The organism is Actinosynnema pretiosum, assembly GCF_024171695.1.
Classification (GTDB): Bacteria; Actinomycetota; Actinomycetes; order Mycobacteriales; family Pseudonocardiaceae; genus Actinosynnema; species Actinosynnema pretiosum.
Genome location: NZ_JAMTCF010000008.1, coordinates 290,572 through 312,236, shown reverse-complemented (window position 1 = coordinate 312,236; position 21,665 = coordinate 290,572). Strand labels below are relative to the sequence as shown.

The 21,665-nt window shown below is 72.4% G+C and carries 16 protein-coding genes; 5 read left to right on the top strand and 11 right to left on the bottom strand.

The genetic code is table 11. The features are described 5' to 3' along the window. Positions 1 to 420: 420 nt before the first annotated feature. From LV78_RS18720 to LV78_RS18705, 4 genes are all read right to left on the bottom strand, one after another. On the bottom strand, positions 421 to 2,037 hold the full coding sequence (locus LV78_RS18720) for a methyl-accepting chemotaxis protein (protein ID WP_253846545.1): 1,617 nt from the start codon (positions 2,035 to 2,037) through the stop codon (positions 421 to 423). Between the two features lie 293 nt (positions 2,038 to 2,330). Next, positions 2,331 to 3,998: a serine/threonine-protein kinase gene (locus LV78_RS18715; RefSeq protein WP_253846544.1), complete on the bottom strand. Its 1,668-nt coding sequence runs from the start codon at positions 3,996 to 3,998 to the stop codon at positions 2,331 to 2,333. 193 nt (positions 3,999 to 4,191) lie between these two features. Further along, a complete protein-coding gene (locus LV78_RS18710; protein ID WP_253846543.1) occupies positions 4,192 to 6,309 on the bottom strand; it encodes a glycosyltransferase in 2,118 nt (705 codons plus the stop codon). Between the two features lie 2 nt (positions 6,310 to 6,311). Continuing rightward, on the bottom strand, positions 6,312 to 7,175 hold the full coding sequence (locus LV78_RS18705; RefSeq protein WP_301306771.1) for a WecB/TagA/CpsF family glycosyltransferase: 864 nt from the start codon (positions 7,173 to 7,175) through the stop codon (positions 6,312 to 6,314). 94 nt (positions 7,176 to 7,269) lie between these two features. Here LV78_RS18705 and LV78_RS18700 point away from each other — a divergent pair, with 94 nt between their 5' ends. Next, positions 7,270 to 8,520 (top strand): MFS transporter, encoded by a 1,251-nt coding sequence (locus LV78_RS18700; protein ID WP_301306770.1) that lies wholly within the window; start codon positions 7,270 to 7,272, stop codon positions 8,518 to 8,520. A gap of 66 nt (positions 8,521 to 8,586) precedes the next feature. On the opposite strand, the gene LV78_RS18695 is transcribed toward LV78_RS18700, so the two are convergent. The 6 genes from LV78_RS18695 to LV78_RS18670 form a co-directional block, all read right to left on the bottom strand. Beyond that, positions 8,587 to 9,087 carry a cupin domain-containing protein gene (locus LV78_RS18695; protein ID WP_253846540.1) on the bottom strand — a complete coding sequence of 167 codons (501 nt, stop codon included), beginning with the start codon at positions 9,085 to 9,087 and terminating at the stop codon, positions 8,587 to 8,589. 53 nt (positions 9,088 to 9,140) lie between these two features. Next, positions 9,141 to 10,082 (bottom strand): NADP-dependent oxidoreductase, encoded by a 942-nt coding sequence (locus tag LV78_RS18690; RefSeq protein WP_253846539.1) that lies wholly within the window; start codon positions 10,080 to 10,082, stop codon positions 9,141 to 9,143. 159 nt (positions 10,083 to 10,241) lie between these two features. Next, positions 10,242 to 11,096, bottom strand: a complete 855-nt coding sequence (locus tag LV78_RS18685) for a helix-turn-helix domain-containing protein (protein WP_253846538.1) — start codon at positions 11,094 to 11,096, stop codon at positions 10,242 to 10,244. A gap of 520 nt (positions 11,097 to 11,616) precedes the next feature. Further along, positions 11,617 to 12,921, bottom strand: coding sequence for a beta-propeller fold lactonase family protein (locus tag LV78_RS18680; protein WP_253846537.1), 1,305 nt, complete (start codon positions 12,919 to 12,921; stop codon positions 11,617 to 11,619). A gap of 365 nt (positions 12,922 to 13,286) precedes the next feature. Continuing rightward, positions 13,287 to 14,546, bottom strand: a complete 1,260-nt coding sequence (locus LV78_RS18675) for a hypothetical protein (RefSeq protein ID WP_253846536.1) — start codon at positions 14,544 to 14,546, stop codon at positions 13,287 to 13,289. A gap of 41 nt (positions 14,547 to 14,587) precedes the next feature. After that, positions 14,588 to 15,436, bottom strand: coding sequence for a glycosyltransferase (locus LV78_RS18670; RefSeq protein WP_253846535.1), 849 nt, complete (start codon positions 15,434 to 15,436; stop codon positions 14,588 to 14,590). Positions 15,437 to 15,519: 83 nt separating this feature from the next. Between LV78_RS18670 and LV78_RS18665 the strand changes: the two genes are divergently transcribed. The 4 genes from LV78_RS18665 (at position 15,520) to LV78_RS18650 (ending at position 20,602) form a co-directional block, all read left to right on the top strand. Beyond that, positions 15,520 to 16,578, top strand: a complete 1,059-nt coding sequence (locus LV78_RS18665; protein ID WP_253846534.1) for a glycosyltransferase family 2 protein — start codon at positions 15,520 to 15,522, stop codon at positions 16,576 to 16,578. Next, complete coding sequence (locus tag LV78_RS18660; RefSeq protein WP_253846533.1) at positions 16,563 to 18,104, top strand: lipopolysaccharide biosynthesis protein; 1,542 nt, start codon at positions 16,563 to 16,565, stop codon at positions 18,102 to 18,104. The genes LV78_RS18665 and LV78_RS18660 overlap by 16 nt, the downstream gene beginning before the upstream one ends. Continuing rightward, on the top strand, positions 18,101 to 19,312 hold the full coding sequence (locus LV78_RS18655; protein ID WP_253846532.1) for a rhamnosyltransferase WsaF family glycosyltransferase: 1,212 nt from the start codon (positions 18,101 to 18,103) through the stop codon (positions 19,310 to 19,312). Before LV78_RS18660 ends, LV78_RS18655 begins: the two co-directional genes overlap by 4 nt. Positions 19,313 to 19,495: 183 nt before the next feature. Further along, the gene (locus LV78_RS18650; protein ID WP_253846531.1) at positions 19,496 to 20,602 is read left to right on the top strand and encodes a DNA glycosylase AlkZ-like family protein; all 1,107 of its coding nucleotides are present in this window, start codon (positions 19,496 to 19,498) and stop codon (positions 20,600 to 20,602) included. A gap of 73 nt (positions 20,603 to 20,675) precedes the next feature. On the opposite strand, the gene LV78_RS18645 is transcribed toward LV78_RS18650, so the two are convergent. Continuing rightward, the gene (locus tag LV78_RS18645; RefSeq protein WP_253846530.1) at positions 20,676 to 21,446 is read right to left on the bottom strand and encodes an SDR family NAD(P)-dependent oxidoreductase; all 771 of its coding nucleotides are present in this window, start codon (positions 21,444 to 21,446) and stop codon (positions 20,676 to 20,678) included. Between the last annotated feature and the right edge of the window lie 219 nt (positions 21,447 to 21,665).

Below are 21,665 nucleotides of genomic sequence, written 5' to 3'. Positions count from 1 at the left end.
CGGGCGGTGCCCGGCGGGCGATACCGGCTGAGCGGTGACGGCGGGGCGGCCACGCCTGGGCGGTGCCTGACGGGCGGTGACCAGTGGGCGGGGACGCCAAGTCGGCGATGACGGGGCGGTGGCGTCGAGCGCGGGAGCGCCGGTCCGGTGACCGCCCGGCTGCCCGATCGCGGCTGACCGGCGACCGGTTCCGGCCCGGTCCTGGCCCGGTGGACCTCGCGGCCCGTGGAGCTGTGCGGCGGGCAGCGCACGGGCCCGGCCCCGAAGACGCGCGTGAGCGCCGAGCGGGGGCCTGTCCGCTCGGCGCTCACGCCGCCGCCGGGTGGTGACCGGCGGCGGTCGACCGCTTCGCCCCGGCCCCTCGACGGGGCGGCGGCGGTCGGGTTCCGGAAGTGGTTCGGAGCTCGGGGGTGGTCCGGTTCAGGAGAGCCGGAAGCGCCCGACCAGCTCCTGCAGCTGCCCGCTCATCCGGTTCAGCTCGGAGGCCGCGCGGCGGGACTCGTCGACGTCGCGGGTGGTCGACGCGGTGGCGTCCGCGACGCCCGCGATGTTCGACGCGATCTCCCTGCTGCCGTCGGCGGCCTGCGCGACGCGGCGCGCGATCTCGCCGGTGGTCGCGGTCTGCTCCTCCACGGCGGCGGCGATCACGGTCTGGAAGCCGCTGATCCGGTCGATGATCGCGGCGATGCTCGCGATCGCCTCGACGGCGCCCGAGGTGTCCTCCTGGATGACCTGCACGCGCCGGGTGATGTCCTCGGTGGCGCGGGCGGTCTCCTGCGCCAGCTCCTTGACCTCGCTGGCCACCACGGCGAAGCCCTTGCCCGCGTCACCGGCGCGCGCAGCTTCGATCGTGGCGTTCAGGGCCAGCAGGTTGGTCTGCTCGGCGATCGAGGTGATCACCTTGACCACCTCGGCGATCTCGGTGGACGACGCGCCCAGCCGGGCGACGGTGGTGTTGGTGCGCTCGGCGACGGCGACCGCCTCGGCGGCCACGGCGACGGCCTCGCCCGCGTTCTTGGACACCTCGCGGATCGCGATGCCCATCTCGTCGGTGCCCTGGGTGACCGCGTCAACGTCGCCGGACACCTGGGTGGCGGTGGCGCTGGCGGCGCCCGCGCGGTCGCTGGCGCTGCCCGCCGACCCGGAGATGCGGGTGGCGGTCCGGTCCAGCTCGGCGGAGGCGTCGGCGAGCGAGTGCGCGTGCTCGCTCAGCGAGCCGACGGTGCCGCGCAGCGAGTCGGAGGTGCGGTTGAGCGCGCCGCCGAGCCTGCCCAGCTCGTCCCGGCGGTCGACCTCGACGCGGGCGGTCAGGTCGCCGTCCGCGAGCCGGTCGAGCGCGCCGACGACGTCGCCGAGCGGGCGCACCACCGAGCGGGTGGCGCGCAGGCCCAGGAAGACGGCCAGCGCGAGGGCGACGACGAGCGCGCCCAGCAGCACCAGGAGGTTCTGCTCGCGGGCGGCGTCGGCGTCGGCGCGCAGGGTCTCGATGCGGGCGTTGACGGACTTGTCCAGGTCGGCGGCGATCGCCAGCACCTGGCCGTAGGCCTTGGAGGCGTCACCGCCGTTGATGCTGGTCATGGCCTCGGCCAGGCCGGACGGGTCGTCGGAGGCGACCCACTGCATGACCTTGGTGTCCCAGGAGAAGAAGTCGTCCCACGCGGGCTTCAGCTGCGCGAACAGGGCGCGCTCGGAGTCGGTGAGGTGCTCGGTGCGGGCGGCGGACAGCTCGGTGTAGACGGCGTCCTTCGCGGCCAGCTCGCCCTTGCGGTTGTAGCCCTGCTCGCCGAGGGCGTAGGCGGAGCCGAACGCGCCGACGTCGGCGACCACGAGGCCCTGCCAGCCGGAGACGTCGGCGGCGCGGTAGGCGGCGGCCTTGATGTCGTCGCGCACGAGCTGGAGGTGGTCGAGCCGCTCCTGCGTGGTCGCCTCCTCGCTCAGGCCGAGCCAGCCGACGCCCGCCGCGACGGCGATCAGGGCGGACAGGGAGGCGAACGAGAGGCCGAGCCTCTTGCCAACGCTCAGATCTCGGACGCGCACGACGGCTCCCGCAGGGGTGAGGTTCTTGGTCGGGGAACCTCATGAACGGCACGCGTGGAGTAGAGCTGAGGGGGTCTCGGATCTCGGGGACGTGACGTGCGACCGGGTCGGTCGGCGGGGACGGGAGAGGCGGACGCCGCTCGACAGCCCGGAAAGCACGACGCGGACCGGGCCACGGGGGCGCGGTCCGCGTCAGCGGGTCGGTCGTCAGCGGATCGGTCGGTTCCGGTTGGCCCGGAAGGGTTCCGCTTGGTGCGGAAGGGTTTCCGGGTGCGTGGAAATTCCGGTGGAGATCAGTGCGGGTCGTACGCGGCGCCGCCGTACCAGGCGAGCGCCGAGCGCAGCTCGACCACGTCGCGGTCGCGCCGCTTGCCGTGCCGCTCGTGCGAGATCGGGTACATCCGCATCCCGCCCTGGTACGGGGTGAAGCTGCCCCGGCCCATCGGCTCGGGCACCTTCGCGCCGCTCTTGAGCCACACCACCAGCCACGGCCTGCTGCGGTGCGACTCGACCCGGATGCGGTTGACCGCGTACCAGGGCACCAGCTGCTTGTCCTCGCCGTTGGAGAGCGTGACGCCCTCGGCGCCCACGTCGAGCTCGAGCGGTTTCTGGAGCGTGCTCACGAACAGCCTGGCCGCCGTCGCCAGCAGGCCGATGCAGGCGATGATGGCGGCCAGCTTCACCACGTCGGTGGGGTCGCTGAGCTGGAACTCCTGCAGCTGGCCGGTGGACGGGCCCTCCGCCGCCACGGCGACCGCGCCGGTCACGGCGACGCCGAGGCCGTAGAAGGCGGTCCAGCCGTAGGCGACCAGGCTGGAGGTGGCGAAGCGGGTGCCCGACGGCTTGACCGACTTGCCGCGCTTCTCGGCGGCGGCGGCGGGTGGGGAGGCGGGCTTGGGGGCGGGCTTGGTGGGCGGCTTGACCGCCGGGACGGCCTGGGGCGCGGCGGGGTCCTGGGCGTTCTCCCGCGACATCGCCAGGGTCGGCGGCTTGACCGGGTCGGGCTGGGGCGGCTGGTTCTCCAGCAGCGTGGGCGTGGGACCGGGCGTGGGGCCGGGTGGGACGCCGCCGTCTCCGGGGGTGCCGGGGTAGGAGCGCAGCTCGGTGCGGCGCGCCTCCACCAGGGTGCGCACCCGGTCGGGCAGCCAGGAGCCGTCCGCGCGGGGGGTGCCGATGGCCTCCAGGAGGCGCTCCGGGGTGGGCCGGTTGGCCGGGTCGCGCACGAGCATCGGCACGATCAGCGGCACCAGGCCCGGCGGGACCTTCGACAGGTCCGGTTCCTGGTGGACGACCCGGTAGACCAGCGCGGACGTGGAGCCCTCGCCGAACGGGCCCTCGCCGGTGGCGGCGAACACCAGGACGGAGCCGAGGGCGAACACGTCGCTCTGCGGGCCGACCGGCTCGCCGACGACCTGCTCGGGCGAGAGGTAGCCGGGGGTGCCGAAGACGATGCCCGCCTCGGTGAGCGCGGAGTGCTCCAGGGCGCGGGCGATGCCGAAGTCGATGACGCGGGGGCCGTCGTCGGCGAGCAGGACGTTGGACGGCTTGAGGTCGCGGTGCACCAGGCCCGCGCCGTGGATCGCGATGAGCGCCTCGGCGAGCCCGCCCGCGAGCCTGCGCACGGCCTTCTGCGGCAGCGGGCCCTGGTCGACGACGACCTGCTGGAGGTTGGGGCCCGGCACGTACTCGGTGGCCATCCAGGGCCGGTCGGCCTCGGGATCGGCGTCCACGACGATCGCGGTCCAGAACCCGCCGACCGCGCGCGCCATCTCCACCTCGCGGCGGAAGCGCTCGCGGAACTGCGGGTTGTCGGCCAGCTCCGGCCTGGCGACCTTGACCGCCAGGGGGCGACCGCCTCGGGAGCGCGCCAGGTAGACCGATCCCATCGCGCCGCGACCCAGCATGGCCAGCAACGGGTAGTCGCCCACTCGTTGCGGAGCGTTGGGGGGAAGTGGCTGCACGCCCCCCAGACTAGTTGTGACCGGTCGGGCGTTCCGGTCACCCTGCGGAACCAGGGGTGCGCGCTGCGGCGGGCCGGGCGGGTGACGTGGGGGAAGGGCAGGTCATGCGGGTGGCGCGAGGTGGGGTGGCGGGGTTCGGCCGACCGCAGCGGGCGGCCCTCCGGGGTGCGGAAGGCCGCCCGTGCGGGGCTGGTCACCCGGCGGTGGGGTGGTGCGGGGTGGTGCGGGCGCCCTCGGCGAGGTCGCGGAGCACGCCCGCGCGGGAGAGCCAGGAGTACGGCAGCACGGACGCGCGGAGCTGGTCGGGGGGCTTGGGCGCGCCGTGCTCCAGGGCCTCGCGGACGGCCGCGACGAACGTGGTGTGGTCGGCGGCGGCGCGGACGCGGTCGCGGTAGGCGTCCAGCTCGGCGAACTCGGTCGAGACCACCGGCAGGCCGAGGGCCAGGTACTCCTTGAGCTTGATCGGGTTGGAGTGCTTGATCCAGTTGTTGTCCTGCCAGGGCATGATCGCCACGTCGAACGCCGAGCCGCAGGCCGGGATCACGTCGTAGGGCTTGAACCCCAGCCAGTGCACGTTCGGGTACTTCGCGAACCGCTCCATCGGGTGAGTGGCATCGCCGATGAGCAGGAGTGAGACGTCCGGCAGTTCGGCGGCCACCCGTTCGAGGAGGTCGAAGTCGACGACGAAGTCGTCCAGCGCCCCGAAGAACCCGACCCTGGGACCGGGCACGGCGCGCACGTCGGCGGGCCACTGGACCTGCGGGCGGGCGGTGAAGTGGTCGACGTCGACGCCGTGGTCGAGGAAGTGCGCGCGGTCGCCGGTGAGGGCGGCCTCCTCGGCCATCAGGGCGTGGCTGACGTAGACGACGTGGTCGGAGTTGCGCAGCAGCTCGCGCTCCAGTGCGGCGATGGCCTCCCGGTCGGCCTCGGGGAAGTCCGAGTGCCGGTCGGAGCGGTTGAACACCAGGCTGGTGCGGCGCATGGGCGCGACGACGTCCCAGGCGGTCGGAATGGTCACCATGACGACCGGGGCGTCCAGCCGGAGCAGGGCGCAGACCAGGCGGACCTGGGCGCGGACCAGGACGGCGTTGACCTTGCGCAGGGTGGGGTTGCCGTAGAACGGCAGCGGGAGCGGGGACATGACGTAGAAGTTCGGCTCGGGGCGGCGCAGGAACTTCGCGATCGACTTGAGCTTGCGCAGGACGCGGCGGGCGACGTGCGTGCTGTTGCCCCTGGTGGGCATCCGCATCCCGATGCTGTTGACCACCAGGACCTTCCTGCGGCGCGCCATCGAGCGCATGAGCTGGAAGTCGGAGTGGGCGCGGTTGTGGTACCACCAGTCCTGGGCGGAGAAGCAGACCCAGCCGGGTTCGTCGGCGGCCGAGCGGGCGCGCGCGGCGGCCGGGGTGAGCGGGGTCGCGGTGGCCGGGCGGGCGGGCCAGCGGCGCCAGCGCAGCAGGTCGGCGGTGGCCGCGCGGTGCTTGGGGTGGCGGGGCAGCCGGAGCAGCTCGTTGAGCAGCACGGCGAGCCAGGTGGCGGCGGCGGCGAGGCGGCCGGAGCGCTCGCGGGCCATGCGGACCCGGTTGGTGGTGGCCATCGACCACAGCCAGGGAGACGTGGACTGCTCGCCGCCCAGGTGCACGGCGCGGGCGCGCGGCTCGAAGCGGATCGCGTGGCCCCGGTCGCCCGCGCGGAGCATGTACTCGGTCTCCTCGGAGTAGAGGAAGTACCGCTCCTCCAGGACGCCGGTGTCGGCGCGGCAGGCCGAGGAGACGAGCCAGGCTGCGCCGGTGGCCCAGTCGGCGGTCCCGGCGGCGCGGTAGGCGCGCGGGTCGACGACCAGCTCGCCCAGGGCGGGGGTGCGACCGGCGCGCTCGCCGCCGAGGACGGCCTCGCCGAGTGCGCGGAGGGGGGTGGGGGCGCGGCGGAGGGAGAGCTGGTGGTGGCCGTCCTCGCCTTCGAGCCTGGGGACGGCGACGCCGGTGCCGGGGACGGCGAGGGCGGCCTTGAGGAGGTCGATCGCGTCGGGGGCCAGGCGGACGTCCGGGTTGAGGACGAGGACGTCGCAGCCGGGGGCCGCGGCGAAGCCGGCGTTGACCCCGGCGGCGAAGCCGTCGTTGGTCGGGCGGGCGACGACGGTCGCTTCGGGAGCGGTGGCGCGGACTACGTCGAGGGTGTTGTCGGGGGAGGCGTTGTCCACGACGACGATCCGGCTGTCCGGGGTGGACTCCAGCGCGACGGTGACCGAGCGGAGGCAGTCGGCGACCACGTCGGCGCTGCGGTGGGTCACCACGACCACGGCTAGCGGCACGGTCAGCTCTCCCTGGAGTTGGTGGAGTTGGTGGAACGAGTGGAGTCAGTGGAACGAGTGGAGTCAGTGGAACGAGTGGAGTCAGTGGAACGAGTGGGGCGGAGGCGGGTGTGGACGGCGCCTGCGAGGAGGCGGAGGGCGAAGGGGAGGTCGTCGCGCAGGTAGCGGCGGGCCAGGCGGCGGGGTTCTAGGGCTAGGCGGTGGAGCCACTCGCCGCCTGCTCTTTGGACGAGGCCGGGGGCGCGGCGGAACTCGCCTGCGGCCATCGGGATGCCCGCGCCGCAGCCGAGGAACCAGGCGTCGGGGAGGCGTTCGCGGAGCAGTTCGATGAGGCGCTCCTGCTTCGGGAAGCCGAGTCCGACGAGGACCAGGTCGGGGTTCGCGGCGGCGCAGGCGGCGACGGCGCGCTCGGTCAGCTCGGGGTCGGTCTCGAAGCCGAACGGGGGCGAGTCGGTGCCCGCTACGCGGAGGCCGGGGTAGCGGGCGGTGAGCGCGCGGGCGGCGGCCTCGGGGACGCCGGGGTTGCCGCCGAGGAGGTAGACGGAGCGGCCCGCGCGGGCGGCGGCCTCGGAGAGGGTGAACACGAGCGAGGAGCCCGTGACCCGCTCGGGGACCTTCGCGCCCGCGATGCGGCCTGCCCAGACCACGGGCATCCCGTCCGCGACCACGACCTCGGAGCGGGCGATGAGCGCGGCGAGCGCGGGGTCGCGGGTCGCGGCGCGGACGATGTCCACGTTGGCGGTGACGATGGCGCCGCCCTCCCCGTCGCTCCAGGCGGCGGAGACGTGCCGGGCGAGGTCGCGCTCGCTCACGGACCACACCGTGACAGCGCCCACCGGGACGCGGGCCTGCGGGTACGAAGGCATAACCGCGACATCGGCCGGGTGGTAGGGGTCGTTACGGGACGTGTTCCTCGCCCCAAACTCGTAACAGGCACGGTGAGTAGTCGATTAGGGGGGTATGTACGTCGCATCCGTCCGTCCCGCTGAGCGAGTGAAGGGGCGGGTGCCTGGCACCGTTTTCGCCCTGGGCGCGGTGAGCCTGCTCACCGACGTGTCGGCGGAGATGGTGACCGCCTTCCTCCCCGCGTACCTGCTGTTCACGCTCCAGATGAGCTATGCGCAGTTCGGCGTGCTGGACGGGTTGTACACCGGGGCCACGGCCGTGCTGAGGCTGGTGGGCGGGCACCTGTCGGACAAGACGCAGCGGCACAAGGCCGTCGCGGTGGTCGGGTACGGGTTGTCCGCGGTGACGAAGCTGGTGTTCCCGGCGGTGGGGGCGTCGGCGTTCGGGATCGGGGCGGCGATGGCCGCCGACCGGGCGGGCAAGGGGATGCGGACGGCGCCGCGCGACGCGCTGATCTCGTTGTCGACGCCGCCGGACCGGTTGGGGGCGGCTTTCGGGCTGCACCGGACGATGGACACGGCGGGGGCGCTGCTCGGGCCGCTGGTGACGTTCTTGCTGATGACGAACATCGGGATCGTGGCCGGGCCGGTTTTTGCGGTCAGCGCTTGTTTTGCGTTTGTTGGCGTGATCGTGCTGGTCGCTTTCGTGCGGGAGAACCGGGCGGCCAAGCCTGCGGGGCCCGCGCCGTCGATCCGGGCCGGGGTCGGGTTGTTGCGGGACGCCCGGTACCGGCGGGTGGCGGTCGCCACGGGGTTGCTGGGGTTGGCGACGTTGTCGGACGCGTTTGTCTTCATCCTGGTGCAGAAGGCCACCGGGATTCCGCAGGGGTTGTTGCCGTTGTTGCCGTTGGGGACGGCGTTGGTCTTCCTGGTCGCGGCCACGCCCATGGGGCGGTTGTCGGACAAGGTGGGGAGTTGGAACGTGTTCCTCGGGGGGCACGTGTTGCTGCTGGTGGTTTATCTGCTGTTGCTGGTGCCGGGGAGCGGGTACGCGGGGGCCGTGGTCGCGCTGGTGCTGCACGGGTTGTTCTACGCGTGCAGCGACGGGGTGTTGTCGGCTCGGGTCAGCCCGTTGGTTCCGGAGTCGTTGCGGGCTTCCGGGTTGGCGGTGGTGCAGACGGGGCAGGCTTTGACCCGGACTGTTTCTTCGGTCGGGTTCGGGGTTTTGTTGCAGTTCGCGGTTTTTGGGGTTGCGGTGTGGACTGCGATCGCGGCTCTGGTTGTCGGGGTTGGCGTGGCTTGGTGGTTGACGGTTCGGGGTGGGGCGGCGGAAGCGGAAGTGGCGGAGGCGGAGCGGGCTGGTTGAGGGCTCCTTCGCCGGGGGTGACCCGGTGCGCGGCGATCGGTCAGCGCTGCGCACCAGGTCGATCGGTCAGAGGAACACGGAGCGGTACTGCGGTGCGAGGTCGGCTGCGCGCTTGCGGCGGTCGGCCTGCTCTTCAGGGGTGAGCTGGGGCGCGGGGGCGTCCCTGCCCTCGATGACGTCGCCGATCCGCAGGAAGTACTCGTCCTGGCCTGCGGGCGTGCACATGCACAGCATCCGGGCGGGGGCGCCGGAGGTGTTGCGGAAGTTGTGCGGGGCGTTGGCCGGGATGTTGATGGTGGTCCCGGCGGGCACGACGTGCTTCTCGCCCCGGAAGGTGAACTCGATCTCGCCCTCCAGGACGGTGAACATCTCCTCGAAGTCGTGGCGGTGCGGGGGCGGGCCGCCGCCGTCGGGGACGCGCATCTCGATCAGGCAGTACTGGCCGTTCGTCTGCTCGCCGGTGATCAGCATCGCGTAGGTGTTGCCCACGAGTGAGACGTGGGTGGTGCCGGGGGCGTCGGGGTTCGCGATGGTGAGGGAGCGGGACTGGTCGTCTTCGGGGATCACAGCGGGTTCTCCTGGTGAGGGGGGAAGGGGGAGGACGGGGGTGGGGGTGAAGGTCAGGCGGTGACGAGGACGATGGTCTTGCCGGGCAGGCTGCCCTTGGCTGCTTGGGCGTGGAGTGCGGGCAGGTCGGCCAGCTTCACCCGCTGGGCCACCTCGACGTGCAGCTCGCCGGTGCTGACGCGGGCTGCCAGGTCGGCGAGCTGGTCGGCGTCGCTGCGGACGAAGAGGTCGATGCCGCGCACTCCCCTGGCCTCGTCGGAGGGGGCGGGCATCCAGACGGTGGTGTTCACCAGGACGCCGCCGTCGCGGATCAGCGGGACCAGCGCGGCCAGCTGCTCCGGGGTGACCGGGGCGAGGTTGAGCACGAGATCCACCGGGTCGGTCACCGCCGAGGGCACGTCGGTGGTGGTGTGGTCGATCACCTGGTCGGCGCCTGCGGCTTCGACGCGCGCGGCGCTGCCGGGGCCTGCGGTGGCGATCACGTGGGCGCGCAGCTCCTTGGCCAGCTGCACGGCGTAGCCGCCGACCGCCCCGCCCGCGCCGTTGACGAGGACCCGCTGGCCTGCGGTCAGGCCGCCGTGGTCGAACAGCGCCTGCCAGGCGGTCAGGCCCACCAGCGGGAGCGCCGCCGCGTCGGCGAGCGGGATGCCCTTGGGGGCGCCGGTGAGGGCTTCTGCCGGGGCGATCACGTGCTCGGCTGCGGCGCCGGGGGCGGTCATCGGGAGGAAGCCGATGACCTCGTCGCCGACCGCCAGGTCGGTCACGCCGTCACCGAGCGCGTCGACGGTGCCCGCGACGTCGATGCCGGGGGTGTGGGGCAGCTCAACCGGGATGGGGCCCTGCATGAACCCGGCGCGGATGTTGCCGTCGACGCCGTTGAACGAGGTCGCGGCCACGCGGATCCGGACCTGTCCAGGGCCGGGGGTGGGCTGCTCGACGTCCTCGTGGACGAGGACCTCGGGACCGCCGAACTGGTGGAAGCGCACTGCCTTCATGGTGGGACCTGCTTCGTTAGTGACGTCAACGGCTTCGTGGGCTGGACCGGTGTCCAGCTCGTGAAGGCCTCCGGTCCCGCTGACCCGCGGCCACCCTGAGGTGGCTGCTGGATCGGTGGTTCCTGAAGACGAGGACTAATTTCGCAGTGTCCGGCGCGGTTATCCTGGGCCGCGCTGGCCCACCTTCGTGATGGTGGGTTGACCGGCGCTCTCGACCAGCTCGGCGAGCCGTGCCGCGTCGGCAGAGCCGGGGGCGGCGGTGAGCATGAGGGCGGCCAGGTCGTCGCCGGGGATGGCGAGCAGGTTGCCGACGAGCGTGACGGCGTCGCCGTCGGGGTTGACGAACGCGGCGCTGCTCTCGTAGGCGGTCACCGGGCGTGGTTCGCGCCAGAGGGTGTCGAACAGGCCGCTGCGGCTGCGCATCTCGTCGATCAGGGCGGCGAGCTGGGCGTCGGCCGGGTAGCGCAGGAGTGCGGTGCGCAGGCGGGCCACCAGGACGGTTTCGTGATCGGTGGCGTCTGCGGCGGACTGGCGGAAGCCGTTGAACGGGTCGCAGAAGGTGCGCCAGGCCACGTTCCAGTCCCAGGGGTCGCCGGTGAGGTCCCAGTGGCCCAGGGCGAGGAAGGCGCTGTTCACGGCGATGATGTTCATGGCGGCGTCGGAGACGAACATCGGGGTGTCGGTGAACCGCTCCAGCAGCCTCGTCGCGCCGGAGCCGATCTCGGTGGGAACCTGGCCGTCCACGGCGGCGTAACCGGCCAGGGCGCAGAGGCGTTCGTAGTCCGCCCGGCTGGCGCGGAGGGCGCGGGCCAGGGCGTTCACGATTCCGGCTGATGGGTGGCTGCGGCCCTGCTCCAGGCGGCGGACGTAGTCGGCGGACATGCCGGCCAGTTCGCCGAGCTCTTCACGGCGCAGGCCCCGCACCCGTCTGCGGCCTTCGGGGAGCCCGAGCGCGGAGGGGGGTGTGCTTTCCCGCAGCTGGCGCACGGCGTCACCGAACTCTTGGTGTTTCACGTTCTGGAGTCTGCCGGAGGGGGTGTGGGGTGGGGGGGGAAGGGCAAGAGCTGAAGGGCTCGCCTCGCCGGCGGGGCAGACCTCCAAAAAAGAGGGGACACGGGCTCTGCCGGCCGGTGACCGTTTCGGGGGTGGTTGCGTTTACCACTGCGGTGGGTGGGGTCCCACTTCTCCGTGTGGCCTCCTTTCAGGCAAGCACAGGCGTCAAGACGCCGTATGACTCGGGCGGTCTGCCGCACAGTGCGGCGGCATCTTGACACCTGCGCTCGGGCTTCGCCAGGCCACACGGAGAAGAGGGACGCGGGAGTGGGGCTGCGTGGGCTCGCTTCGCTCGCCCCGCAGCCCGCGAAGCGGTCTGGGCTGTGGGCTGGGAGTGCGGTGAGCTTGCCGGTGCGTGCGGGGTGGGGTTCGCGTGCCACCGCGTCCCACCTCCGGTGTGGGGTGGTGTTCGCGTACGACCGCGCCCCACCTCCGGTGTGGAGGTGGGGCGCGGTGGTGTGGGTGGTGCGGGTGGTGCTGGTCAGCCCAGGTAGTTCCAGCCGCGTGCGACGGACTTGCCGTGGGCGGTGTCGCCTGCGTAGGACGCGGTGTAGCCGCCCAGGATTGCGGACAGGCCGACGATGATCAGGACCTTCGCGTCGCACTTCGCCACGCCTGCCGCGTTCGTCTTCGCGGTGCAGAGCTTGGTGCCCTTCAGGGTGGTGAAGGTGATTTCCTTGCCCGCCACCGGCTTGCCGGAGTTGGTCTCGACGAGAGTCGCGGTCAGGTTGTTGATGGTGGTGCCGAACAGGCGGAACTTCACGGTCGCCTTGCCTGCCGTCAGGGTGGTCGCGGCGTCGGCGATGGTGTGGACGGCCACGCCCACCGGGTTGGTGCCCACCGGGACGGTGGCGGTGACGGACAGGGTTTGGGTGTCCAGGACCGAGACGGAGTTGCTGTTGAAGTTCGTGACGTACGCCTTGCGGCCGTCCGGGGTCAGGGCGACGCCGATCGGGCGGTCGCCCACCGCGATGTCGGTGACCGGGGCCAGCTTGTCCAGGTCGAGGACGGTGACCGAGTCGGACTCGCTGTTGGTCACGAAGGCGCGCTTGCCGTCGGCCGCGACGGCGATGCCGTGGGGCACCCAGCCGACCGGGATGGTGGCGACGACCTTGCTGTTGGTGAGCAGGCCGGTCAGGTTGACGACGACGACGTTGGTCGACATCTTGTTGACCACGAGCAGCTTGGAGCCGTCCGGGGTGACCGCGACGTCGGTCGGGGTGGCGCCGGTCGGGATGTCCAGGAGCTGGAGGTTCGTGGTGGTGTCGACGACCGAGACGGTGCCCTGGCCGGGGACGTCGTGGGCGACGAACAGGCGCGCGCCGTCCGGGCTGAGGGTGACGCCGTCCGCGTTCGGGCCGACGGCGATGGTGTCCGTGGTGGTCAGGGTGGCGGTGTCGACCACCGAGACGGTGCCGGAGCGGTAGTTGCTCACGTAGACCTGGGCGCCGGTCGGCGAGACCACGACGCCCGCCGGGCCGTCGCCCACCGGGACGTTCGCCTCGACGGCGTTCGTGACGGTGTTGAAGACGGTCAGGGTGTTGTCGCGGACGTTGGTGACGTAGCCGCGCGCGCCGTCGAAGGCGACCTCGACGCCGTACGGCGAGTTCGCGCCGTCGCCGCCGTTGACGGTGCTGGTCACCTGGTCGGTCGCGGTGTCCAGGACGGACACGCCGCCGCCGTTGTTGGCGACGTAGCCGAGCACGCGCGACGCGGGCGCGGCGGCGGTCTTCTGGGCGGGCGCGGCGAGCGCGGCGCCGGGGGCCAGCAGGAGGGTCGCTCCCACGGCAGCTGCGCCGCACACCGCGGTCGCCTTGTGGAACTGCTTCAGCACTCTCCGGCCTTCCTGTTGACGGGTCCCGCAACGACCCATCGCAGGCTCACCCGAACGTGTTTCAGTCCGGAGAGGACAGAGCGTGACCGACCCGTGTCGGGGGAGGACTTCCAGGCACAGAAGGATCTTCGTCGGACCCCGTTCGAGTGGGGATCGTCACGGGTGAGCGATTAAGATCCACAAAGGACGGTTGGGAGGGGCGGGGGCGGACAGCAGTCGGCCCGGTCACCTGAGGTGACCGGGCCGGTGCGGTGGGAAGTGGGAAGTGGGGTGGTAGGGAGCGGTGGGAGTGGGGAGCGGAGCGGTGGGGAGTGGGGTTAGAAGCGGTAGATGTGGACGCCGTAGGGGGCGAAGTCGTCTACCAGTTTGCCGTTCTTGATCTCCACGGTGCGGTTCTCGCCCTCGACGGTGGCGGTGCCGGACGTCAGGGGGACGGAGAGTTCGACCTCGGCGGCCTTGCTCTTGGGGTTCTCGGCGTTGCCGTCGGTCTGGGCGATGACCCAGTGCTTGCCGCCGGACACCTTGTGCAGGGTGGAGACCGGGATGCCGTTGTCGCTCTTCGCGGAGACGCCGGCCAGGCTTGGCGAGTTCAGCACGGGGGCCAGGGACTTCAGGCGCTCGTTGACCGACTTGACGCGTTCGCGGACGTCGTCCCTGGTCAGGAGGCTGGCGTACTCGCCGGTGCCGTCGGTGTGGAAGCTGTGCGCGAAGTAGTTGATGCCGGTCGCGCCGTGCAGGATGGTGTTCCAGACGGCCGATTCCAGCTGGTCGGGCGTGATGGTCTCGCCCTTGTCGTGCGGGTGGCCGGTCTCCACGAAGCCGTAGATCGGCTTGTCGGGGCCGCACCACTTGCGCATGGTGTCGATGACCTCGCCGTACGTGTAGGCGCCGACCCGGTGGTCGCGGTCGGGGTGGGTCCAGCCGTAGAAGTCGGCCGAGACTAGGTCGGCGGCGGAGCAGTAGGTCCGCATGTCCTCCTCGTACGACTTCTCGATGTAGCCGTAGCCGACGCCGCCGCCGGGGGTGCCCATCCACGGGCTGAAGTTGAGGTAGGTCGGGCGGGACGGGTCCTTCGCCCGGATCTCGTTCGCCTCCTCGAGGATGGCCGAGGGCTGCATGTCGGGGTGGAACTCGTCGCCGTAGGCCTTGTTCATGTCGGGCTCGTCGGCGACCAGGTACCCGACGTAGTTGCGGGCGTGCGCGGTGTCGCCGAGGACGACGTCGGCGCGCTGCGGGTCGACGAAGGCGCGCCAGTTGGTGGCCAGCAGGCCCTCTCGGCGCAGGTACCACCACTCGTCGTCCCACAGGCCGATGGTGAAGTCGACGCCGACCTGCGGGTACGCGGCGCCGAGCTTGACGCCGTCCTCGATGCCGGACGGGTCCTGCATCCACACCGAGATGGGGAAGATCGACGGGTCACCGGTCGGGTTGGGGCCGTTGGACCACTGCTTGTAGTAGTCCAGGGTGGGGCCGGGCAGGCGTCGGTCGTCGAGGCCGGGGACGGTCTCGGCGGTCGCCGTGCAGCCCGCGAGCGCCAGGACGGCGGCGGCAGCGGCCAGTAAACGAGCACGAACCACAGTCGTGCGCTCCTTCAGTTCCGGGGTGGCCCGTCAGCCGGTCACGCTCGGCCGCGGGAGGCGATGGCCTTCTTGGCCTTCTCGAAGCCGTCGGCGCCGAGCAGGCGCATCGCCGCGGTCTTGGCGACGAATCTCGCGCTGTCCCGTGCCACCCGCAAGGGGTGTCCCACGAACCGGTCACGGGCAAGCACGCTTTGTGCGGGTTCCGGGACGTCGTTGAGGGCTTCGCCGAACAGCGGACGGTAGGGGGATGGCGCGGTCAGGCGACCCCTGGTCCGGTTGCTGACGTTACCCCCGTGCACCACCTGCAACCAGCCAGGAGCGCCCCCGAGGGAGGCGACGGCGGCGTGCCGGTGGAGGCGGTTGTGCCAGTCCGCCCAGCAGGTGATCGGGGCGTCCCACGGCTCGCGGATGGAGGCGAACGCATTGTCGCGGTCGTGGTGCAGGTACAGCCCGTCCGGGCTCTTGACCAGGCCGTTCGCCAGGTAGTAAGCCGTGCGCGGGGCGCGCGGGACCTCGGCCTGGAGGCGGGCGACGAAGTTCGCGGCGAGGCCGTCGTCGTTGTCCAGGTTGGTGGTGATGAGCTCGTCGCCGCGCTCCGGGAACAGGGCGGTGATGTCGGACACCAGATCATCCCTGCTCACGGACTCGCGGAACACCGGCGTGTAGGTGTCGCCGTGGGTGGCGACGCGGTCCTTGAGCCAGGTCGGGCTCTCCGGGTCGAAGTAGATCAACCAGGTGAAGTTCCGCGAGGTCTGCGCCCGCACCGAGGGCAGGCAGTAGCGCTCGAACAGCCCGATGCGCTCGGTGAGCCAGCCCTCGCGCGCCCGCACGACGCTCTCCGCGCCGGGCGAGGGCAGGTTGAAGCGCGTCAAGATCACGTGGTCCATCGAACCCCTTCCGGTAACCACCCCCTACATCGGCCGGGAGGGGCCCGCGTTAACGAACCGGGGGCGCGGGCGATGAGTAGGGCGTGACTCGAGACCCGGCACGTCCCACGGTCGATGTCGTCATACCCTGCTACAACTACGCCAGGTTCCTGCGCGCTTGCGTGCGCAGCGCGCTCGACCAGCCGGGCGTGGACGTGCGGGTGCTGATCATCGACGACACCTCAAGCGACGAGACCCCGCAGGTCATGGCCGAGCTGGTGGCCGAGGACCCCCGCGTGGAGGGCCGTCGGCACGAGGTCAACAAGGGGCACATCGCCACCTACAACGAGGGCCTGCTGGAGTGGGCCAAGGCCGACTACACGGTGCTGCTGTCGGCGGACGACCTGCTCGCGCCCGGTTCGCTGGCCCGCGCGGCGGAGGTGTTCCGGGACAACCCGAGGGTCGGCATGGTCTACGGCCGGGTCGTCTACTACCAGGACCACGACGACCTTCCCTCGATCGTGGCCGCGCCCGCCGGGACCACCGTGTGGTCCGGTGTGGACTGGATCGAGCGCCGTTGCCGCACCGGTCAGAACGTGCTGTCCTCTCCTGAGGCGGTCGTGCGCACCTCGGTCCAGCAGGCCGTCGGCGGCTACCGCCCCGACCTCCCGCACGCGGGGGACCTGGAGATGTGGATGCGCATCGCGGCGGTGTCGGACATCGGGTACGTGCGGGGCGCGCCCGCCGCGTACTACCGGGTGCACCAGCAGAGCATGTTCCGCACCCAGTTCTCCTCGGTGTTCGCGGACCTGGAGCAGCGGCAGGCGGTGTTCGACCGGTTCTTCTCCGAGCACCCGGACCTGCCCGGCGCGGGGATGCTGCGGGCGCTCGCGAAGCGGTCGATCGCGAAGGACGCCCTGTGGCGGGCCGTGCGCGCCTACGACCGGGACAAGCTGGCCGAGATCCCGGCGGACGAGCTGGCCGAGTTCGCGGAGGAGGTCTACGGCGGGGCGCGGAACCTGCCCGAGTTCCGGGCGCTGGGCAGGCGGAAGGCGCTCGGGCCGAAGGTGTGCAGCCGGACCCAGCTGTTCGTGGGCTCGCACCTGGCCAAGCGCGGGATGGGCTGGGTGGGCAAGCAAGTGTGGAAGTGGCGCGGGCAGTGACCGGACCGGGCGGCGGGGCAGGGTCAGGAGCGGGGAGCGAGACAGGGGCAGGGGCCCTCGATCCCGCCTCCGGGGCAGGGGCCGCCGATCCCGCCACCGGCTCCGGCCTGGGCGGTCGGGTCGGGTCGGCGATCCGGTGGAGCGCGATCAACAGCCTGCTCCAGCGGGTCAGCCAGGTCGGGATCGGGGTGCTGCTGGCGCGGTTGATCGCGCCCGAGCAGTTCGGCGTGTTCGCGGTGGCGCTCGTGGTGCTCAACATCGTGCTGAGCGTCAGCGAGATGGGCGTCAGCGTGGCGCTGGTGCGCACCGACGACCCGGTGGAGGACCTGGCGCCGACGGTGACGACGCTGTCGATCCTGTCCGGGTGCCTGCTGTTCGGGATCTGCGTGGTCGGGGCGCCGTACTTCGCCGAGGCGATGGACACGCCCGAGGCGACCGGGGTGATCCGGCTGATGTCGTTCGCGCTGGTCATCGCGGGGGCGTCGGCGGTTCCGGGCGCGCTGCTCCAGCGCGAGTTCCGGCAGGACCACAAGTTCGCGGCCGACACCTCGGCGTTCGTCGTCGGCACCACCGTGGTGGTCGTCATGGCGCTGATGGGGTTCGGCGCGTGGAGCCTGGCGTGGTCGCGGATCGCGACGAACCTGACCGCCGCCGTGGTGATGTTCGCGTTCACCAAGCAGCGGTACCGGCCGGGGTTCGACCCGGTGAAGGCGCGCGAGGCGCTGTCGTTCGGGTTGCCGCTGGCCGGGGCGAGCCTGCTGGTGTTCGGGGTGCTGAACGTCGACTACATCATGGTCGGGCACCTGCTGGGGACCACCGCGCTCGGCTTCTACATGATGGCGTTCAACCTGGCGAACTGGCCGGTCGGCGCGTTCTCGCAGCCGGTGCGCAGCGTGTCACTGGCAGCGTTCTCGCAGGTCAGGAGCGATCAGGAGCGGTTCGCGGCGACGTTCGCGCGGGCGCTGCGGCTGCTGGCGCTGGTGACCGTGCCCGCGTGCGTGCTGCTCGGCTCGCTGAGCGACCCGATCGTGCGGGTGGTGTACGGGGAGCGGTGGGCGCCGTCGGCGGCGCCGCTGGCGCTGCTCGTGCTGCTGGGGGCGCTGCGGGTGGCGCTGGAGCTGGGCTACGACTACCTGGCGAGCGCCGGGCGGTCGAAGGCGATCCTGTACATCCACGTGCTGTGGTTGGCGGCGCTGGTGCCGCTGCTCGCGCTGGGCGCGCACCTGGACGGGATCCGGGGGGTCGCGGCGGCGCAGAGCGTGGTGGTGCTGCTGTTCATCGTGCCCGCGTACCTGGTGGCGTTCAGGCCGTACGGGCTGCGGCCGGGGATGCTGGGCGCGGCGGTGGCCCGGCCGGTGCTGGGCGGCGTGGTGATGGGCGCGGTGGCGATCGGGGTGCAGTGGGCGGTGGACGAGCCGCTGCTGCGGTTGCTGGTCGGCGGCGCGCTGTCGTCGCTGGCCTACCTGGCGGTCGTGTACCCGCTCCGGGGTGAGGTCGTGGGCGTGCTGCGGAGGGGCGGGGCGTGAGCGTTCGGCGGCGGGTGCACCAGGTCGCGAACATCGTTCGGGACGGCGGGGTGCGGGAGTTGGGCGCGCGGGCGCTCGGGAAGGTCGCGGCCCGGCTGGGCGGGGACGGGGAGGTGTTCCCGGTCCGGCTGGAGGACGTGCGGGCCGCCGACGTGACCCGGCGACCGCCGGTGGTCGTGCCGCCGGTGCCGCCGGACGGGCGGCTGGTGGTGAACTGGGTGTGCACGCCCCCCTCCCCCGGCTCGGGCGGGCACACCACGATGTTCCGGCTGATCGAGCACCTGGAGGCGGCCGGGCACACGTGCAGGCTGTACCTGTACGACGTGTACGGCAGCCGCGCGGCGGACCACGAGCCGGGCGTCCGGGCCGCCTATCCGGGGTTCCGGGGCGAGATCCGGGACGTGCTGGACGGGATGGCGGACGCGCACGCGGTGTTCGCCACGGCCTGGATGACGGCCTACCCGGTGTTCACCGACCCGTGCGCGGGCAAGCGGTTCTACCTGGTGCAGGACTACGAGCCGTGGTTCTTCCCGCGCGGCGGGCTGTCGGCGCTGGCCGAGAACACCTACCGGATGGGGTTCCACGGGTTCACCGCCGGGCGGTTCCTGGCCGGGAAGCTGCGGGACGACGCCGGGATGGCGGCGGACTCGTTCGACTTCGGCTGCGACGTGGAGCGGTACCGGCTGCTGGACGGGGTGCGGCGGGACGGCGTGGTGTTCTACGCGCGGCGGCTCGCGCCCCGGCGGGCGATCGAGGTGGGGCTGCTGGCGCTGGAGGTGTTCGCGCGGGAGCACCCGGAGGTCGTGGTGCACACGTACGGGGAGAAGATCGGGTCGCTCGGGGGTGGGCACGTTGACCACGGGCTGGTCTCCCCCGACGAGCTGAACCGGATCTACAACCGGTGCTACGCGGGGTTGTCGCTGTCGATGACGAACGTGTCGCTGGTGCCGCACGAGATGCTGGCGGCCGGGTGCGTGCCGGTGGTGAACGAGGCCGAGCACAACCGGGTGGTGCTGGACAACGAGTTCGTCCGGTACGCGGGCGCGACCCCGCACGAGCTGGCGCGGGCGATGGGGGACGTGGTGGGAACGGCGGACTTCGACGCGCTGGCGCGGAAGGCGGCGGGGAGCGTGGTCGGGCGGTCGTGGGAGGACGCCGGGCGGGAGTTGGAGCGGGTGCTCCGGCGGGAGTTGGGTGTGGAGGCGTAGCTGGCGGGGGCGTAGCCAGCGGGGGCGTTCCGGGGAGCCCTCGGGAGCGTCCCCCGGCAGCCTCCGGAGGTTTCCCTGCACCGGCAGCCTCCGAGGGGAAGCGTTGTCGGGGCAGGCCGGTGGTGGCAGGGTGTTCGGGACCCGCGCCGCGCGGGGCCCGAACGACCGGGGAGGCGCTCCGCGATGACCGCTGTGCTGGAGGTCGACCGCGCTGCCGTGCTGGCGCACCGGGTGGCCGTTCAGCAGTTCGACCGGTCGGTCGGGCGGGTCGCCGACCTGGCCGTGCTGGACGTCGGGGTGCAGGACACGCCGCACGGGTCGGCGGGCGCCGCGCTGGTGGCCCGGTTGGACGGGGTTCCCGAGGTCGGGGACGGGGTCGGGCTGGTGTGGGCCGCGCGCGGGGCCCCGCACCTGCACCGGGTCGGCGAGCTGGGGACGGTGGCCGCGGCGTTGTGGCCGATGTCCGACGCGGACGCGACGGCCCGGATCAGGAGTGGGCAGATCAAGGCGGGGGCGGAGCTGGGGCTGGCCGCCTTCGAGGCCGCGGCGGTCGCGCTGCGCGGTGCGGTGACCGGGGAGACCGGCAAGGGGGACGCGAGCGCGGCGGTGAGCGCGGCGGTTCCGGAGTCGTTGACGTTCGACTGCGCGGGGTGCGGGTCCCGGCACGTGTCGGGAGCGCTGTTCCAGCAGGTCGGGGCGGCTGCGGGGGTGCTGCTGGAGGTGTCGGGGCGGGGCACGTCGCTGGTGCCCGCGCCTGGGCGCGGGGCGCCTCCGGAGCGGGCGCGGGGTGTGGCGGGGTTGATCGGGACGCTGCTGCGGGTGCTCGGACCTGCGGGGCCCGCCGAGGTCGCCAGGCACCTGGGGGCGCGGGCTCGGGACGTGCGGGAGGTGTGGCCGTCCGGGCTGGTGGAGGTCCGGGTCGGGGGGTGGAGCGGGTACCTGCCTGCGGACTCGGCCGAGGCGCTGCGGGTGGCGCACGAGGCGCGGGTGGTGCGGTTGCTGCCGCCGGGTGATCCCTTTTTGCAGGGGGTCGACCGGGAGTTCCTGGTGCCGGGGAAGGCGCACCGGGGCCTGGTGTGGCGGGCGTTGGGCGCGCCGGGGGCGCTGCTCGTGGACGGCGAGGTCGCCGGGGTGTGGCGGAGCAGGCTCGGGAGCGGGGGGAAGGCGCTGCGGATCGCCGTCACGCCGTTCGCTGCGCTCGACGCGCGGGTCACCGCCGGGGTGGAGGACGAGGGGCTGCGGCTGGCGCGGGCGCGCGGGTTGCCGGGGATCGAGCTGGTCGTCGGGTGAGGCGCGCCCGCCCGCCGCGCTGGACGTGCGCGGCGGGCGGGCTTCCGGGCGGGGAGAAGCCCGGCGTCCCGCCTCAGCGGGCCGTGTAGCCGGCGTCCGCGTGGATCGTGGTGCCGGTCAGGTAGGAGGAGGCGTCGCTGGCCAGCCACAGGCTCGCCTGCGCGATCTCGCGGCCCTGGCCGAAGCGGCCGAGCAGGCTCAGCTGGGGGGCGAACTCCTCGGCGGTCTGGCCGGTCTCGGCCAGCGCGGCGTGCAGCATCGGGGTGTCGATGGCGCCGGGGGCGACGGAGTTGACCCGGATGTTCTGGGCGCCGTACTCCAGCGCGGCGACCTTGGTCATGCCGACCACGCCGTGCTTGGCGGCGACGTAGGCGATGTTGTTCGGCTGCGGGCGGAAGCCGCTGACCGAGGAGATGTTGACGATCGAACCGCCGCCGCCCTGGGCGAGGAGCTGGCGGATCTCGTACTTCATGCAGAGCGCGGTGCCCTTGAGGTCCACGGACAGCAGGCGGTCCCAGTAGTCCTCGTCGAACTCGGCGACGGGGGCGTTGTCGGGCTTGAGGGCGGCGTTGTTGACCGCGACGTCGAGCCTGCCGTAGGTGGCGACGGTCTCGGCGACCATGGCCTGGACCTGCTCGCTGCTGGAGACGTCGACCTTGGTGAAGTGCGCCGTGCCACCGGCCTCGGTGATCTCGGCGGCGACCTTCGCGCCCAGTTCGGCGTTGAAGTCGGCGACGATCACCTTGGCGCCCGCTTCGGCGAACAGCTTGGCGGTTTCGTAGCCCATGCCCATCGCCGCGCCGGTGACGATCGCCACCTTGCCGTCGAGAATCGGGAACGTCATTGTCTTCCACTTTCCTGGTCGGTCTGCGGCGTCGGTTCGCTGTGGCGCCACCGCCTTCGACGCTACACCCGAGTAGGAGAAGACGCGCAGGTGGTGGGGTGTGATCGACGATACGGGCGACGAACGAAGCATGGCCCCGAAGGAAGAACGACCAGGGGATGAGGAATGCGAGTTGGATCACCCTGTCGAAATGCTGAAAAGGGTTGCGAAGCGGGTTCG

Excerpts from the sequence above, each read along its gene's own strand:
- LV78_RS18705 (WP_301306771.1), bottom strand. The coding sequence starts at position 7,175 with ATGCCTTCGTACCCGCAGGCCCGCGTCCCGGTGGGCGCTGTCACGGTG.
- LV78_RS18700 (WP_301306770.1), top strand. The coding sequence starts at position 7,270 with ATGTACGTCGCATCCGTCCGTCCCGCTGAGCGAGTGAAGGGGCGGGTG.
- LV78_RS18690 (WP_253846539.1), bottom strand. The coding sequence starts at position 10,082 with ATGAAGGCAGTGCGCTTCCACCAGTTCGGCGGTCCCGAGGTCCTCGTC.
- LV78_RS18670 (WP_253846535.1), bottom strand. The coding sequence starts at position 15,436 with ATGGACCACGTGATCTTGACGCGCTTCAACCTGCCCTCGCCCGGCGCG.
- LV78_RS18650 (WP_253846531.1), top strand. The coding sequence starts at position 19,496 with ATGACCGCTGTGCTGGAGGTCGACCGCGCTGCCGTGCTGGCGCACCGG.
- LV78_RS18645 (WP_253846530.1), bottom strand. The coding sequence starts at position 21,446 with ATGACGTTCCCGATTCTCGACGGCAAGGTGGCGATCGTCACCGGCGCG.